The sequence below is a fragment of the Nocardia sp. NPDC003482 genome (genome assembly GCF_053588115.1).
Window position 1 is genome coordinate 126,366 of sequence record NZ_JBSFPI010000008.1, and the last position, 14,624, is coordinate 140,989.

17 protein-coding genes are annotated in these 14,624 nt (G+C 71.0%); 7 read left to right on the forward strand and 10 right to left on the reverse strand.

The window, feature by feature from the left end; translation table 11 throughout:
* The first annotated feature begins 166 nt into the window (after window positions 1-166).
* Window positions 167-1,627: a GTPase ObgE gene (gene obgE, locus ACWDSJ_RS14540; RefSeq protein WP_450032201.1), complete on the forward strand. Its 1,461-nt coding sequence runs from the start codon at window positions 167-169 to the stop codon at window positions 1,625-1,627.
* 35 nt (window positions 1,628-1,662) lie between these two features.
* Entirely contained in the window at window positions 1,663-2,763 is a 1,101-nt protein-coding gene (proB, locus tag ACWDSJ_RS14545; RefSeq protein ID WP_450032503.1) for a glutamate 5-kinase, read from the forward strand.
* On the opposite strand, the gene ACWDSJ_RS14550 is transcribed toward proB, so the two are convergent.
* The 5 genes from ACWDSJ_RS14550 to ACWDSJ_RS14570 form a co-directional block, all read right to left on the reverse strand.
* The gene (locus tag ACWDSJ_RS14550) at window positions 2,764-3,318 is read right to left on the reverse strand and encodes an SRPBCC family protein (protein WP_450032203.1); all 555 of its coding nucleotides are present in this window, start codon (window positions 3,316-3,318) and stop codon (window positions 2,764-2,766) included. It abuts the gene before it with no gap.
* Window positions 3,315-3,632: an ArsR/SmtB family transcription factor gene (locus ACWDSJ_RS14555; protein WP_387367049.1), complete on the reverse strand. Its 318-nt coding sequence runs from the start codon at window positions 3,630-3,632 to the stop codon at window positions 3,315-3,317. Before ACWDSJ_RS14555 ends, ACWDSJ_RS14550 begins: the two co-directional genes overlap by 4 nt.
* A 51-nt stretch (window positions 3,633-3,683) precedes the next feature.
* Window positions 3,684-4,946: a hypothetical protein gene (locus ACWDSJ_RS14560; protein ID WP_450032206.1), complete on the reverse strand. Its 1,263-nt coding sequence runs from the start codon at window positions 4,944-4,946 to the stop codon at window positions 3,684-3,686.
* On the reverse strand, window positions 4,943-5,317 hold the full coding sequence (locus ACWDSJ_RS14565; protein ID WP_387367043.1) for a hypothetical protein: 375 nt from the start codon (window positions 5,315-5,317) through the stop codon (window positions 4,943-4,945). Before ACWDSJ_RS14565 ends, ACWDSJ_RS14560 begins: the two co-directional genes overlap by 4 nt.
* A gap of 96 nt (window positions 5,318-5,413) precedes the next feature.
* Complete coding sequence (locus tag ACWDSJ_RS14570) at window positions 5,414-6,118, reverse strand: ESX secretion-associated protein EspG (RefSeq protein ID WP_450032208.1); 705 nt, start codon at window positions 6,116-6,118, stop codon at window positions 5,414-5,416.
* Between the two features lie 298 nt (window positions 6,119-6,416).
* Between ACWDSJ_RS14570 and ACWDSJ_RS14575 the strand changes: the two genes are divergently transcribed.
* The gene (locus ACWDSJ_RS14575; protein WP_450032210.1) at window positions 6,417-6,848 is read left to right on the forward strand and encodes a DUF4254 domain-containing protein; all 432 of its coding nucleotides are present in this window, start codon (window positions 6,417-6,419) and stop codon (window positions 6,846-6,848) included.
* 14 nt (window positions 6,849-6,862) lie between these two features.
* Here ACWDSJ_RS14575 and ACWDSJ_RS14580 read toward each other — a convergent pair whose 3' ends face one another.
* Both ACWDSJ_RS14580 and ACWDSJ_RS14585 read right to left on the reverse strand, forming a co-directional pair.
* Complete coding sequence (locus tag ACWDSJ_RS14580) at window positions 6,863-7,222, reverse strand: hypothetical protein (protein ID WP_387367034.1); 360 nt, start codon at window positions 7,220-7,222, stop codon at window positions 6,863-6,865.
* A 107-nt stretch (window positions 7,223-7,329) separates the two neighbouring features.
* The gene (locus tag ACWDSJ_RS14585; RefSeq protein ID WP_450032212.1) at window positions 7,330-8,022 is read right to left on the reverse strand and encodes a GAF and ANTAR domain-containing protein; all 693 of its coding nucleotides are present in this window, start codon (window positions 8,020-8,022) and stop codon (window positions 7,330-7,332) included.
* A gap of 182 nt (window positions 8,023-8,204) precedes the next feature.
* On the opposite strand from ACWDSJ_RS14585, the gene ACWDSJ_RS14590 reads away from it, so the two are divergent.
* Entirely contained in the window at window positions 8,205-8,657 is a 453-nt protein-coding gene (locus ACWDSJ_RS14590) for a pyridoxamine 5'-phosphate oxidase family protein (protein WP_450032214.1), read from the forward strand.
* Window positions 8,658-8,665: 8 nt separating this feature from the next.
* On the opposite strand, the gene ACWDSJ_RS14595 is transcribed toward ACWDSJ_RS14590, so the two are convergent.
* Complete coding sequence (locus ACWDSJ_RS14595; protein ID WP_450032216.1) at window positions 8,666-9,601, reverse strand: D-isomer specific 2-hydroxyacid dehydrogenase family protein; 936 nt, start codon at window positions 9,599-9,601, stop codon at window positions 8,666-8,668.
* Entirely contained in the window at window positions 9,598-10,569 is a 972-nt protein-coding gene (ligD, locus tag ACWDSJ_RS14600) for a non-homologous end-joining DNA ligase (protein ID WP_450032218.1), read from the reverse strand. The genes ACWDSJ_RS14595 and ligD overlap by 4 nt, the downstream gene beginning before the upstream one ends.
* Before the next feature lie 101 nt (window positions 10,570-10,670).
* On the opposite strand from ligD, the gene ACWDSJ_RS14605 reads away from it, so the two are divergent.
* Both ACWDSJ_RS14605 and ACWDSJ_RS14610 read left to right on the forward strand, forming a co-directional pair.
* Window positions 10,671-11,354 (forward strand): alpha/beta hydrolase, encoded by a 684-nt coding sequence (locus ACWDSJ_RS14605; protein ID WP_450032220.1) that lies wholly within the window; start codon window positions 10,671-10,673, stop codon window positions 11,352-11,354.
* A gap of 146 nt (window positions 11,355-11,500) precedes the next feature.
* The gene (locus tag ACWDSJ_RS14610) at window positions 11,501-12,958 is read left to right on the forward strand and encodes a metallophosphoesterase (protein WP_450032222.1); all 1,458 of its coding nucleotides are present in this window, start codon (window positions 11,501-11,503) and stop codon (window positions 12,956-12,958) included.
* Here ACWDSJ_RS14610 and ACWDSJ_RS14615 read toward each other — a convergent pair.
* Window positions 12,955-14,022, reverse strand: coding sequence for an FAD-dependent monooxygenase (locus ACWDSJ_RS14615; protein ID WP_450032224.1), 1,068 nt, complete (start codon window positions 14,020-14,022; stop codon window positions 12,955-12,957). The two genes, ACWDSJ_RS14610 and ACWDSJ_RS14615, sit on opposite strands and share 4 nt — an antisense overlap.
* 83 nt (window positions 14,023-14,105) lie before the next feature.
* On the opposite strand from ACWDSJ_RS14615, the gene ACWDSJ_RS14620 reads away from it, so the two are divergent.
* Window positions 14,106-14,597 carry a TetR/AcrR family transcriptional regulator gene (locus ACWDSJ_RS14620; protein ID WP_387367010.1) on the forward strand — a complete coding sequence of 164 codons (492 nt, stop codon included), beginning with the start codon at window positions 14,106-14,108 and terminating at the stop codon, window positions 14,595-14,597.
* The last annotated feature ends 27 nt before the right edge of the window (window positions 14,598-14,624 follow it).

The following is a 14,624-nucleotide window of genomic DNA, read 5'->3' on the forward strand; positions in this document are numbered from 1 at the left end:
CTCCTGTTCCCACCCGACCTCGCCCCGCTGCCCGTTCCACCCGCGGATTCCAGCCGACCTGGCCCGCTGCCCTGTTCCACCCGCGGGCTCCAGCCGACCTGACCCGCTGTCCCTGTTCCACGCCTGTTCCCAGGCCGACCTTTCGAGAAGGAGGATGATCAAAGACATGTCCAAATTCATCGATCGCGTCGTGCTGCACGTCCGGGCGGGCAAGGGCGGTCACGGATGTGCTTCGGTGCATCGGGAGAAGTACAAGCCGCTCGGCGGCCCCGACGGGGGCAACGGCGGCAACGGCGGGGACGTGATCCTCGAGGTCGACCCCAATGTGCACACCCTGCTGGACTTCCACTTCCACCCGCACGCCCGCGCGGGCAACGGCAAACCCGGTGAGGGCGGCAACCGCGAGGGGAAGAACGGCGGCGAACTGCTGCTGAAGGTGCCCGACGGGACCGTGGTCATGAGCCCCGACGGCGAGCTGCTCGCCGATCTCGTCGGCGCCGGAACACGTTTTGTGGCCGCGCGCGGCGGACGCGGCGGCCTCGGCAACGCGGCGCTGGTCTCGCGCGCCCGCAAGGCCCCCGGCTTCGCGCTGCTCGGCGAGGAGGGCGAGGAACGCGACCTCGTGCTCGAGCTCAAATCCGTCGCCGACGTCGGCCTGGTCGGATTCCCCTCGGCCGGGAAGTCGTCGCTGGTGTCGGTGCTCTCGGCCGCCAAACCCAAGATCGCCGACTATCCCTTCACCACGCTCGTGCCCAACCTCGGCGTGGTCTCCAGCGGCGACACCACCTTCACCGTCGCCGACGTGCCCGGCTTGATCCCCGGCGCGAGCGAGGGCCGCGGCCTCGGACTGGACTTCCTGCGGCACCTCGAGCGTTGCGCGGTCCTCGCGCACGTGATCGATTGTGCCACACTGGAACCCGGCCGCGATCCGGTCTCCGACGTGGACGCCCTCGAGGCGGAACTCGCCGCCTATCGGCCCGCGCTGGCCGCGGACGCGAGCCTCGGCGATCTGGCCGAGCGTCCGCGCGTGGTCATCCTCAACAAGGTCGACATCCCCGACGCCGACGAACTCGCCGACATGGTGACCCCCGAGTTCACCGCACGCGGCTGGCCGGTCTTCAAGATCTCGGCGGTGTCGCGGGAAGGCTTGCGCCCGTTGGCCTTCGCGCTCGCCGACCTGGTGCGCGAGTACCGCGAGGCGCATCCGAAGGCCGCCCCGCGCCGACCGGTCATCCGGCCCGTCGCCGCGGGCGAGAGCGGTTTCACCGTCGTCCCCGATCCGGAGGTCGAGGGCGGTTTCATCGTGCACGGCACCCGGCCCGAGCGCTGGGTGCGGCAGACCCAGTTCGACAACGACGAGGCCGTGGGGTATCTGGCCGATCGCCTGGCCCGCCTCGGCGTCGAGGACGAGCTGGTGCGCCAGGGCGCGGAACCCGGCGCGTCGGTCACCATCGGCGATGTGAGCTTCGAGTGGGAGCCGCAGATCGCGGCGGGCGTGGACATGGTCATGACCGGGCGCGGCACCGATCCCCGGCTGGATCAGACCGGCCGCATCTCCGCCGCCGAACGCAAGCACGCCTCGCGGGTGCGCCGCGGCCTGCTCTCCGATGAGGAACAGGATGAGTGAATTCCGGTATGACGCAGGTTGATTCGGGACGCGAGCTGAGCGCGGCGCGGCAGGCCGTGGCGTCGGCGCGCAGCGTGGTGGTCAAGATCGGATCGTCGGCGCTGACGAGTCTGCAAGGGGGACTGGACACCTCGCGTCTGGATCGGCTCGCCGACGCGGTCGAGGCGCGCATGCGGGCGGGTTCGGATGTGGTGGTGGTGTCCTCGGGCGCCATCGCCGCGGGTATCGCGCCGCTCAAATTGTCCTCGCGCCCAAAGGATCTGGCGACCAAGCAGGCCGCCGCCAGCGTCGGTCAGCTCGCCCTGGCGCACGCGTGGGGTACCTCGTTCGCCCGCTACGACCGCGTGGTCGGCCAGGTGCTGCTGAGCGCCGACGACTTCTCCCGCCGCGAACACCACCGCAACGCCCAGCGCACCCTGGACCGGCTGCGCGCCCTGCACGCGGTGGCCGTGGTCAACGAGAACGACACCATCGCCACCGAGGAGATCCGCTTCGGCGACAACGACCGGCTCGCGGCCCTGGTCGCGCATCTGGTCGGGGCGGACGCGCTGGTGTTGCTGTCGGATGTGGACGGGCTCTACGACGGCGATCCGCGCAAGGGGTCGGCGAACTTCATTCCCGAGGTCCGCGGCAGCGCCGATCTCGACGGCGTGATCGCGGGCAGCGGCGGCGCGCTCGGCACCGGCGGCATGGCCTCCAAACTGTCGGCCGCGCGGCTGGCCGCGGACGCGGGCGTGCCGGTGCTGCTGGCCGCCGCCTCCGACGCCGCGGCCGCCCTGTCCGGCGCGACCGTCGGCACCGCCTTCGCCGCGCGGCCGGTTCGCCTGTCCGCCCGGAAGTTCTGGGTGCGGCACGCCGCCGACAGCCGCGGCGCGATCCATCTGGACGAGGGCGCGGTGCGGGCGGTGGCGCAGTGCCGTCGCTCGCTGCTCGCGGCCGGAATCACCGCTGTGCGTGGGCGTTTCCACGGCGGCGACGTGGTGGATCTGGTCGCACCCGACGGCCGGACGGTCGCGCGTGGGGTCGTCGAGTACGACAGCGGCGAACTCGAGACGATGATGGGCCGCTCCACCACCGAACTTCCGGAAGGTATGCGCCGCGCGGTGATTCACGCGGACGATCTGGTCAAGGTGTGATCAGTCGCCCAGCGGCGGCTGGATCGGCTCGAGGCCGAGTTCGTCGGAGTACGCGCGGTTGAGGTCCGGCCAGCCGTGCTTCATGGCGTCCGCCCCGACGATCGGACCGATCGGCGTGCCCGCGAGCAACAGCGCGGCCACGTCGAGGCACAGATGCCAGCCCGCGGCCAGCATGGCGGCCCGATCGCGTTCGGGCAGATGGTGGGTGAGGCGCAGGCGGGTGCCGTCCGGGGTTTCGGTGAGTTCCCACGTCAATGCGTCACCGCCCCAGGTGTATTCGAGCAGATGTGGTGGTTCGACGCGCGAGATCTCGCCCGGCAGTTCAGTTTTCGTGTCGCCGTCGATCATGATCAGGGTGACCGGGCCGGTCGAGGTGAGTGGCCGGTCGGCGGTGTAGGGGGCCCACTCGCGCAGTTCGTCCGGTTCGGTGAGGGCCGACCAGACCGTCTCCGGTCGGTGCGCGAAGTCGCGGGTGAAGATCAGCGACCAGCGTCCGTCGTCGTCGACGAGTTCAACCGGATGCAGGGGAGTGGGGCGGTAGGGGCGGGTGCTCATGCGGGGGGTTCCTTTCTGTCCAGGTGTCGCCCGAGGGCGTCGAGGTGGTGTCGCCACAACCGCAGGTAGGGCGACAGCCATCCGTCCAGTTCCTCGAAGGGTCCGGGCGCGAGCCGATACACCCGGCGCTGGGCCGCCACCTCCACGGTGACGAATCCCGCGTCGCGCAACACCTTCAGATGTTTCGATACGGTCGGCTGCGGCAGTTCCAATCCGTCGACGAGTTCGCCCACCGTCGCCGCTCCCACCCGCAGGCGCTCCAGGATCCGCCTGCGCTGCGGTTCGGCCACCACGGTGAACACATCGGCTGCCACCCCGCTAATATACCTCGAGAGGTATATACGTGTGAAGGCATACACCCTGGCTCATCGCCCGGGCGGAATCACCCCGGGCTGATCGGGCGCCGACGGCGTGGTCGACTGATCCGGAATCGGCCCGGTGACACCCGGCTGCCCACCCTGATCCGACAGCGGCGGCCCCTCGGGCGGCGGAGGAGCCGGAGGGGGCGGAGGCGGCGGCGCCGGGGTGTGGGTCTGCGGCGGCGGTGGCGGCGGCACCGGAACGGTCGTCGGTGGCGGCGGGGGCGCCTCCGAGGTGGCGGGCGGCGGCGTACTCGGCTGTGGCGCAGGCGTTTCCGGAGCCGGTGGGGGAGCGCTCGGCTGAGGTGCCGGGGACTGCGGCGCGGGTGGCGGCGGAGTATCCGGCGTAGTCGGTTGCGGCGCAGGCACTTCCGGTGTGGTCGGCTGCGGCGCGGGAGTGCTCGGCGTACTCGATTGCGGCGTGGGTGTATCCGGAGTCGTTTGCGGCCCAGGCGAGCTTGGTTGTGGCGCAGGGGTTTCCGGAGTCGGCTGCGGTGGGGGCGTCTGCGGCGTACTCGACTGCGGAGCCGGGCTCTGGGGCGTGGACGGGTGCGGCGCGGGCGAATTCGGCGCCTGCTCCGGCGTATCGGGGACCGACGGCCGTGGCGTGGACCCGTTGGGCGACTGATCCTGCGGCGGCAGCGGCGTCTTCCGCGGCGCGTGCGGTCCGGGCGCGGACGGGTGCGGCGCGGCGGGGCCGGGCAGCGCGGGCGGGACGGGCAGGGCCGGAATCCCGCTTCCCGCGGCCGAATAGGACGGCTTGTAGATCATGTTCATCGCCATCAGCGCCTCTTGCCGGACCGCCTCCTCGGCCACGCGCGCGTCGATGACGTGCGCCGCCTCCAGCGCCCGCGCGATCGCCCCGACCGGACCCGCGTCACCCGGCGGCACCACGGCCAGCTTCACGGCCTCCGCCGCGGCGGCCACCGCCCCGAGCCGCGCCCCCACCTCGCCCAGGACGGCGGCCAGTTCGTCGACCGATTCGGCGAGGCTGCGCGTGCTGGCGGCGGCCGCGTCGGCGGCCGCCCCCTGCCAGCCCGCCGAATCCGCGATCCGATCCGCGTTGCCCCGCGCCAGGTGGATCGAGGCCGCCAGCCGCGTCGCCCCCTCCGCCCACACCGCCGCGGTCTGCGTGATCGCGGCCGCGTCGATCTGCTGGGTACCGGCGTAGATCTGCTCGTGCGTCAGGGACTCGAAATGCTCCATGGCGCTGATGTATTCGGGATCCGTCGGTCGCGGCGCGGGACCGTACCGGAACTCCGCGGTCATCGCGGCACCCTCGGCTCGACCGCCCGCAGCGCGGCGGCGTGCGCGGCGTCGGCCTCCTCGTACAGTCCGGCGCTGAGCAGGAACGCCTCCTTCATCCGGTACGCGGCCGCGATGTACTGGTCCAGCAACGCCGCGGCGTCGCGCGCCTTGCGCCCGAACCCGGCCTGCAACTGCCGCGCCGAGAAGAAACCCCCGAACCCGTGCGGCTCCGCCACCGACTCCAGCCGCTGTTGTAGATACCGAAACCCCTCGGCCTGCTGGTCGTAGAGTTCGGCGCAGCGCCGCGCCGCGGCCGGATCGAACCGCACGGTACCGCTCTGAGCGGCCTGCAGGAACCGAGCGATGTCGGCCTGGCTCGTCTCGATCGTCATGCCTACCCCTGAGATCCGCGGTCGGTAGTGACTCAGCCTAATCGGTCGACCATGCCCGGTCAGTACGTCTTGCCGGTATCCAGGGGGTGAAATACCTCAGTGCGGGATGCGCTTCTGCAAATGCGACGCGATCTGCTGCGGCGAGGCCGGGACGACGTGCACGTTGTCCCCCGCCCGGATGAGGTAGCGGCCGTCGCCCGCCACATCGATCCACGTGTAGTAGACCGCGGGCGGCGGATCGTCGCGATCGAGCCGCGGTTCGATGCGGATGTGTCCCTCCGCGGTGTGCGGCCGCACCAGCAGCCGCCGGATCCGCGGCGCCAGCGGTCCGGTGGCGACCACGGTCTCCTCGTCGCGCACCGCCTCCGCGGGGGCCGTGCGGGCGGGTTCGCGGCCGGGCGGGGTGTCGGGCAGCAGGGCGGCGATGCGCGCCCCCAGCTTGGTGCTGTGCCCGATCGAAATATGCACCTGCCCACCGAAATCGGGCGAACGTCCCGGCTCCTGCACCGCGAGCACCGCGTGGTCGTACACGGCCGCGCCGAGCACCCGGATCTCGGTGCCGGGGCTGTGCCCGCCGCCGATGGCGATGACCCTGGTGTGCGGTTCGGCGAGGATCCGCAGACACGCGGACAGATCCGGATCCGACCGCAACGGTATGCGCGCCTGGAGATCCCGGCGCAGCGAGGCCGCCTCGTCCTCGGTGCGCGGCGACTCCAGCACGCGAATCGGGAACGGGTGCCGATCGAGATCGGTCTCGCGCCAGATGTGCGCGAACTCGTCCGGTGTGAAAGACCAACTCACGCCGACAAACACCCTTCACGCGACCGTCCCGAACCTGAACGTAGCGTAGCGGGGTACCGAGCGGTCGGCCAGACGACGGAACAACCCGGCCGCTGAGTCATCGGAAGGCCAGAGAAAGGGCAGTGGCAGGGCCGGGCGAAGCGCGCATCCTTGAATTGCACCCGGTGCCGCAGAAGATGTCCCCTTCGCAGATTGCGGTGCGCCGGATCCGGTGCGGTCCGCCCTTGCCGCACCGGGCTCGCGGTCCGGCGCCCGTGTGCGGTACCGGGTGCGCCCCACCGCCTTGGAGGTACCCGAAATGTCCACCCCACCCGATTGGCACGAGTTGCTGGCGGCGTTCTGCGGGCACATCGGCGACCGGCCCGAGGACCACCCGGTCACCCGGTGGGCCCGGTCCCTGGCCGAACTCCATCTGGCGCGGCGCGAGCAGCCCCTGCACGCGGCCGAAATCGATTGCCGCAGAAACGAACTGGTCGCCCTCATCGACGACTGGGTCGGCGCCAACACCACCCGCCGCCCCCGCGCCCAGTCCCTCGGCGCGATGATCGACGCCATGGCCGCCGCCCAGGTCCGCGCCATCCACCTCCTCCGCCACACCGACTCCGTCACCGACGCGCGCGTGCACGCCGCCTGGTATCTCCTCGCCTCGCTCGCCGACGCCTGGACCGATCAGGTGGAGCTGGTCTTCAACATCCGCCCCCCGGTCTCCCGCACGGCCCGCTGGGCCTGAGCGCGCGGCAGCGATCAGCCGCGGCGACGGCGGCGCGGACCGCGTCCGCTCGGCACGGGCCGAATCGCCGCGCGGGGGGCCGGATCTCGCGAGACCGCGAGGTCGAGCATGACCAGCCCCGCCTCGCGGATCAGCGCGTCCAGATCGTCGAGCACCCCGACGACCCGGTCGCTGGCGACGCGTATCTGCTCGGGGGTGGTGACGTCGCCCTCGAAAACGGCTCGCACGGAATGCAATTGCAGTCCGATGTCGAACAGGTGGCGCACGAGCCGGTCGTGCGCCTCGGGAATGGTCGACGGCACCCCGACCGGCACGATGTCGTCCCCGAACGCGGGAGCGACGGGCTCGGCGGCGGACGCGGGATCGGCGGACATGGTGACCTTCCTACGTCGAGGGCAGGTCCCCAGCCGCGCTACAGGACTCGGGGAGTGACGAGTGGAAGTGTAAACCCCGGAGGTGACCGAATGGGATACCCACCTGGTCAGGAATTACGCCTCATCCTTCTCGGGCGCGTCGGCAGGTTGAAATGCGGTGGGGTCGGGTCGGCCCCGGTGAGCCCGCGGATGATCCCCGCCGCCACCGTCACGAGTTTGACGTTGTCGCGCTGCGACGCGATCCGCAGCACTTCGAACGCCGCGTCCCGATCGCAACGCCGTTGCGCCATAACGATTCCCAGCGCCTGATCGATGATCGATCGCGACGCCAGCGCCGCCCGCAACTGGGTGGTCAGCTCCGCCTGCCGCGCGCTGTCGATCGCCGCGGTGAGCAGCACCGCGGTGTGCGCGGCGGTGAGCAGAACGGCCTGCATGGCCGCCGCGCCGAAGTTATCCGGTTCGGGGGAGTAGAGATTGAGCGTCCCGACGGCCACCGCGTCCACGAGCAGCGGCTGCGAGTGCACCGAGCGGATGCCCTGTGCCAGCATCCGCGCCGGATACGTTCCCCACCGCGTCTCGGTCGCCAGATCGGTGATCGTCACGGCCGTCCCGGTGTGCAGCGCCTCGAGACACGGGCCGAGCCCCTGCTCGCGTTGCAGCTCGTCGATGAGCGTCGCGTGCGGGCCGGTGGACGCGACGGTGAGGGCATCCCCGTTGCGCCGCAGCGTGATCGCGACCATCGGATGGCCGGGCAGCATTCCGGCGGTGATGTCCGCGATCTCGCGCAGCGAACCTTCCACGTCCCGGGTCGCCAGGACGACCGCGGTGAGCTCCGACAGCCCGACCGCGAATTCGTCGAGTGGAAAGGGTTCTTGGGGTATGCGAACCTTTCTAGCATCGTTTTGTTTGGTCAGCGGCGATTCGGGGAACGTGGATATGACCGGATGCCCTCCGGGGCGCGACGATCGGGGCAGACAGGGTAATGACCAGCCGAGCAGACGATCACCCACGATGTATCCGTCCGCCGAGCTCAACCCAGCAGGTCCCGCGGGATCTGTCGACGGCCGAGGCGATGCGCCTGCTCGGTCAGGTTCGGGTGGGCCGCATCGTCTACTCGCGGTATGCCCTGCCGACGATCCGCCCGGTGAACCACATGGTCGACGAGGAGAGCCTCATCGTCCACGTGCCGCGCGGCGCCACCCTCGCCGTCGACCGTCAGGTCGTGGCCTACGAGGCCGACGCGATCGATGAGCGGACCCGGCGCGGCTGGTGCGTGATCGTGACCGGCACCGCCGAACCCCTCACCGATCCCGCGGAGATCGACCGGTACCGAACCCTGTTGGGCGCGTGGCTGCCCGGCCCGCGCGATCAGATGGTGCGCATCGAGCCCGACATCATCACCGGCGTCGAATACGTCGACCCCGAACCGTCGTAGCCGGTTGCTCAGTATCCGGCCGCCACATCGATGCGGGCGTTCAACTCCCGTCCCGCCACGAAGCGCGAGACATTGTCGGCGACGTGCTCGGCGAAGGCGACGGTGCGCAGCCGCGGCGGATTCGAATCATGGGGCGTCACAATGGCATTCGGCAGCTCCCACAGCGGGTGCCCGTCGGGCAACGGCTCCGGTTCGGTCACGTCGAGCCCGGCCCCGCCGATGACGCCCGCCCGCAGCGCGGCGACGAGCGCGTCGGTGTCGATCAGGCCGCCGCGCGCGATATTGATCACCCAGGACGTCGGTTTCAGTTGGGCGAGTTCGTGCGCGCCGACCAGATGCCGCGTGGCGGGTGTCGCGGGCGCGGCCACCACGACGTGGTCGGTGCGCGACCAGACCTCCGGAAGCCGATGCGCCGGAACGGTTTCCACGACGGCGGGATGGGAGATCGCGCGGCCCGACCGGTTCACCGCGAGCACCCGCGCGCCCAGCGGCGCGAGCAACTCGATCAGCTCCCGCCCGATGCCGCCCGCCCCGACGACGGCGACGGTCGCCCCGCGCAGCGTGCCGACATGCGGGAAGAACTCGCGCTGCCGCCAGCTCCGCGCCCGCAGATGTTCGGGCAGGTACCGCACCCCGGCCAGCAGCAACGCCAGCGCGTGCTCGGCGACGCTGCGCGCGAAAGCCCCTGCCGCCGAGGTGAACACCACGCCGGGATGCCGGTCGAAGACGCCGCTGTCGAACCAGTCCTCCACCCCCGCGGAGAACAACTGCACCCAGGCCACGCCCTCGGGCAGCCGCTCGGGAAAGCCCGCCGGGCCGCCGTCCCAGATCAGCGCGCGGGCCCGCCCCAGCTCCGACACCGTCGCGCCGCCGTCGGTGATCGCCCGCGCGAGGAGTTCGGAGGGTTCGGGGCCCAGCGCGATGCGGACCGGCTCCGCCGTCATTCCCGATCTCCCTGTTCCTCGTCCAGATCCACCTCGACATTGTCCCGGTCGGCCCAGTCCAGCAGGGGCGCGATGTCGAACACGGCGTCGTCGATGCCCGCGTGCAGGTCGCCGAGTTCGGCGTAGCGGGCGGGCACCGTGGCGATGGTGAAGTCGCGCGGGTCGATCTCGGGGATCTCGTCCCAGCCGACCGGGGTGGACACGGTCGCGGTCGGATTGCCGCGCACCGAGTACGCGGCGGCGATGGTGTGGTCGCGGGCATTCTGGTTGTAGTCGACGAACAGCAGGTGCGGATCGCGGTCGCGCCGCCACCAGGTGGTCGTCACGTCGTCGGGCGCGCGGCGTTCCACCTCGCGGGCGAAGGCCAGCGCCGCGCGGCGCACGTCCTGGAACCCGTACTCCGGCGCGATCCGCACGTAGACGTGTAAACCCTTGCCGCCGGACGTCTTCGGGAATCCGACCGCCCCGAGTTCGGCGAGCACCTCCCGGGCGACACCGGCGACCCGGCGCACCCGCGACCAGGGGCAGTCGGGCATCGGATCGAGATCGATGCGCCACTCGTCGGGCCGCTCGGTGTCGAACCGCCGCGAGTTCCACGGATGGAACTCCACCGTCGACATCTGCACCGCCCAGATCACATCGGCCAGCTCCCGCACGCACAGCTCGTCGGCGTGGCGGCCGTACCGCGGGAAGTACACCCGCACCGTCGGAATCCAGTCCGGCGCGCCCGCGGGCAGCCGCTTCTGATGCACCTTCCCGCCCGGCAACCCCTTCGGGAACCGATGCAACATGCACGGCCGATCCCGCAGCGCGTTCACGATCCCGTCGCCCACGCTCAGGTAGTACTGCACCAGGTCGAGCTTGGTCGCCCCGATCTCGGGAAAGTACACCCGATCGGGATTCGACACCCGCACCGTGCGCTCGCCGACGCTCAATTCGACGGCTGGCGCCGCGTTCTTGCTGGCCACCCGTCCGACCCTAGCGACTCCACGAGCACCGGTCACGCATCCCGGGACCGCCGCCGCCCGGTGAACTCGTCTCGGGCCGGTGCGCGCGGCAGACTGTGGGAGTGCTGCGACGGGACGAATACGACATCCACCGACCGGACGATGCGACCGGCGAGCTGCCGGGGGTGGTCTTCCTGCACGGCCCCGCGCCGATTCCGCTGCGCGACTCCCCGCTGCTGGCCGCCTACGCGCGCCTGGCCGGTGCGCGCGGCTGCGCCGGTGTGGTGCTGGACCTCCGCTATCGGGGGGTGGAGAATTGGCCGCCGGGCACGATCTGGCCGCCGCACGCCGACTGGCTGGGCACCGCCGAGTGGGTGGCCGAGGTCGTGGATCGGGTTAGGGCCGAGGATGGAATCGACCCGAATCGCATTGCGGTGTGGGCCTTTTCGGGCGCGGGTATGCTCACCGGTGGGTGGTTGGCCGACTCACCCGCCTGGTTGCGCTGTCTCGCCTTGACCTATCCGGTGCTGGCCGATCAGACTCCCGGGTCGAGCACGCCCGCGCCCTGTGATCGACTGCGTCCGGGCCGCCCGATCGTCCTGACCCGCGTCGGCCGCGAACGCCCCGAGTACCAGGCGACCGTCGATCGCCTGCTCGTGCGGGCCGAAGAGGTCGGCGCCGACGTGACGGTGATCGATGTGCCCGAGGGGGAGCACGGTTTCGACGCCGCCGTGCCGTCATTGGCGGAGTGCGCCCCGGTACTGTCGGCCTTCGACGAGGTCGTGAAGCACCTGCGGGACACCTGATTCCGTCCGCGACCGAGGAGTGCGAATGCTCCGTGAACCGCGGTTGACCGGCAGGCGGGCGAATTCGGCGAACCGGCAGCCAACCGACCGGTCCAGCTCGAGCGCAGTTCACTGATCGGCACGCTTGTGCCAATAGCGTTTCGGTGGTGGGACACCAGGAGTTCTCCCGTCGGACCATGCTCACCGCGCTCGCCGCGGCCGCCGTCTTCCCCGCCGACGGCATCGCCACCGTTGCGTCCCAATCCCTTTCGCTGACCGCCCGCGATCTGGAGCTGATCTCGGTCACCGACACCTCGGTGGCGGTGGCCTGGTCCACCCTCGCGGCCGATCCGTTCGGGCTGTGGCGTCCGGTCGCGGCGGACACCGAACTCGCTCTGGGACCGTCGGATTCGTCGCGCCCGCTGCCCGTCGTGCACGCCGACGCCACCCCGACCGCCTTCCACTACGTGGAGGTGACCGGTCTCGAGCCCGGCAGGCGCTACCGGATCGAGGCCCGCTCCCGCGGCGAGCGGGCCACCGCGGGCCTGACGCCGCGCTTCTGGAACAGCGATCAACGCCACGAGTTCACCACGCTCACCCCGCCGCCCGGCCGGTTGCTGCGCACCCTCGCCCTCGCCAACGACGTGCACTACGGCGAGGAGGTCAGCGGCGAGATCCTGCCCGTGCTGCCGACCGGGGTGCGGCAGGAACGCGGACAGCCCGCCTATCCGGTGGCGATGCTCGACGCCCTGCTCACCGATGTGCGCGAACCGGATCGCGCCGTCGACCACCTGGTGCTCGCGGGCGATCTCACCAGCGCGGGCACCCCGCGCGAGTGCCGGGCGATCCGCGCGCGCCTCGACGCGTGGGGCACACTCGGCCGAGATGTGCTGGTGTGCAGGGGAAATCACGACCGCCCCCGGATCGGCCCGGAATGGCAGGCGGGTCCGCGGCTGCCCGGCACCGCCTATCACGACTGCTGGGGGCAGCAGTTCCTGCCGCGCCAGCGGCTGTCCACCCATCAGCTGGGCGGGCTGCGGATCGTCGGCCTGGACACCACCGATCTCGAGGGCGCGGGCGGCGGCATCGACGCCGATCAGATGTCGCGGTTGCGTGCGGTGCTCCGCGACGAACCCGACCGTCCCACACTGGTTTTCGGTCATCACCCGGTGACCCGGCAGTCGGGAACGACCAATCTCGGCGGTCCCGGTTTCGTGCTGAACCGGCACGACGCGGCCACCCTGCACAAGCTCTACGCGCGCACACCCGGCGTGTTCCTGCATCACAGCGGTCACACCCATCGCAATCGACGCACCCGGCCCGACATCGACATTCCGGTGGAGTTCCTGGAGGTGGCCTCGGTCAAGGAGTATCCGGCCGGATACAGCCTGCTGCGGCTGTACGAGGGCGGGTACATGGTGACGTTCCGAACCAGCCGAGCCGCCGCGGCCCGGCGCTGGAGCGCTCGCACCCGAACCCAGATGTTCGGCCTGCAAGCCGGTTACAGCATGGGCTCGCTCGCCGACCGCAATCACGTCGTACTGCGCGACCTGACCGGTATCGAGCCGATCGCGGCACCGCGTTCGGCCGCCACGGCCCGAATGCGCACCGCCGCACAGCATTAGGGAGTCGGCTGGGTCGCGCCGCCGAACATGGCCGCGGCCTCGTAACCCTTGGCCTGGTTGTCCTCGACGTAGGGCCGCAACTCGGCTTCGTATGCGGCGAAGGCCGTTTCGTGATCGCCCGCCGTCCGCAGGGCCCGCGCCAGGGTCGAGGCGCCGACGAGGGCCTGGCTGGTGCCCATACCGCTGGTGGGCGCGGCGCAGTATCCGGCGTCACCGACGAGCGCGATCCGGCCCCGGGACCAGCGATCCAGACGCACCTGACAGGACGAGGCGAAGTAGAAGTCGTCGGCCTCGCTCATCGCGGTGAGCAGCCGGGGGATTTCCCAACCCTGTCCCGCGAACGCGGCCCGCACGGCCCCTTCCTGCTCCGCGCGGTCGCGCCGATCGAGCTCCGGCGACGCGGTGGCGAAGGACAGGCTCACCGTGAGCCGATCGGGATCGCCCGCGCTGAACAGATACACCGCCGAACCGTCGCCGGGCCGCAGCAGACCCTGGTGGTCGAGTCCGAGGTGATTGGCCGTGGTGAATCCGGCCCCCGACATTCCCAAGTGCCGCAACGGGTTCGGTTGCGGACCGAACGCCAGCCGTCGGATGGTGGAATGCACGCCGTCCGCGCCGAACACGAGGTCGAATTCCGCGGTGCCGCCGTGCTCGAACTCCACCGTCACCCCGTCGCCGTGGTCGCGCAGCGCGGTCACGGTGTCGCCGAAGACGTAACGCACCTCGGCACAGGTGATTTCGTGCAGTATCCGGGTGAGCGCGGATTTGGGCACCTCCAGATCGCCCGCGAACGCCGCCGCGGGCAGTTGCCCGGCCTCGGTGCCGTCCGCGTTCACCAGCGTGGTGCCCCGCATCGCGGTGTCCGCCTGGCGAATTCGCTCCGCGATGCCCAGCTCGGCGAGCGCGTCGAAGGCCGCGCCCCGGAAGTCCACCGCGTAGCCGCTGTCGCGGATCGTCGGGGCCCGCTCGACCACCGTCACGTCGTATCCGTCGCGATGCAGGACGTGGGCGAGGGCGGGTCCGGCAACGCTCGCCCCCGAGATCAGAACCTTCGGCTTCGTCATGACCGGAACCGTATCGCGGCCTTATCCATTCGGTCAATCCATTTGGATAAACCAATTGGTTAAGGCTGCGGTATGCTCGCGACATGGGAAATCGGGAAGATCTGCTGGCGGGGGCGAAGCGGTGCCTCATCGAACGCGGCTGGGCGCGCACCACGGTCCGCGACATCGCCGCGGCCGCGGGGGTCAATCACGCCGCGATCGGCTACCACTTCGGTTCGCGCGACGCGCTGCTCACCCAGGCCCTCGTCGAGGCGGTCGACGAACTGGGCGAGGAACTGGCCGACCGCGGCCTCGCCGACGACCCGACCCGGGGCTGGCAGGCCCTGATCGACACCTTCACCACGCATCGCGCCCTGTGGGTCGCCCAACTCGAGGCCGTCGTCCAGGCCGAACGCTCGCCGGAGATCCGCGAACACCTCGCCCGCGGCCAACGCGAGGCCCGCGCCGGACTCGGCGGCTCGATACCCCTGGCCCTGCTGACCGGACTGATGATGCAGTGGCTGGTCGACCCCGGCCACGCCCCCTCCGGCGACGACGTCGTCACCGAACTGCGCGCCCTGACCGCGTCGCTCTGACCTCGCGCCCGCCGTTCTCGATCACTA

What these genes read in the sequence shown, in the direction of transcription:
- obgE (WP_450032201.1), top strand. Translation starts at nt 167, where the DNA reads ATGTCCAAATTCATCGATCGCGTCGTGCTGCACGTCCGGGCGGGCAAG.
- ACWDSJ_RS14550 (WP_450032203.1), bottom strand. Translation starts at nt 3,318, where the DNA reads ATGAGCACCCGCCCCTACCGCCCCACTCCCCTGCATCCGGTTGAACTC.
- ACWDSJ_RS14560 (WP_450032206.1), bottom strand. Translation starts at nt 4,946, where the DNA reads ATGACCGCGGAGTTCCGGTACGGTCCCGCGCCGCGACCGACGGATCCC.
- ACWDSJ_RS14565 (WP_387367043.1), bottom strand. Translation starts at nt 5,317, where the DNA reads ATGACGATCGAGACGAGCCAGGCCGACATCGCTCGGTTCCTGCAGGCC.
- ACWDSJ_RS14575 (WP_450032210.1), top strand. Translation starts at nt 6,417, where the DNA reads ATGTCCACCCCACCCGATTGGCACGAGTTGCTGGCGGCGTTCTGCGGG.
- ACWDSJ_RS14580 (WP_387367034.1), bottom strand. Translation starts at nt 7,222, where the DNA reads ATGTCCGCCGATCCCGCGTCCGCCGCCGAGCCCGTCGCTCCCGCGTTC.
- ACWDSJ_RS14590 (WP_450032214.1), top strand. Translation starts at nt 8,205, where the DNA reads ATGACCAGCCGAGCAGACGATCACCCACGATGTATCCGTCCGCCGAGC.
- ACWDSJ_RS14595 (WP_450032216.1), bottom strand. Translation starts at nt 9,601, where the DNA reads ATGACGGCGGAGCCGGTCCGCATCGCGCTGGGCCCCGAACCCTCCGAA.
- ACWDSJ_RS14615 (WP_450032224.1), bottom strand. Translation starts at nt 14,022, where the DNA reads ATGACGAAGCCGAAGGTTCTGATCTCGGGGGCGAGCGTTGCCGGACCC.
- ACWDSJ_RS14620 (WP_387367010.1), top strand. Translation starts at nt 14,106, where the DNA reads ATGGGAAATCGGGAAGATCTGCTGGCGGGGGCGAAGCGGTGCCTCATC.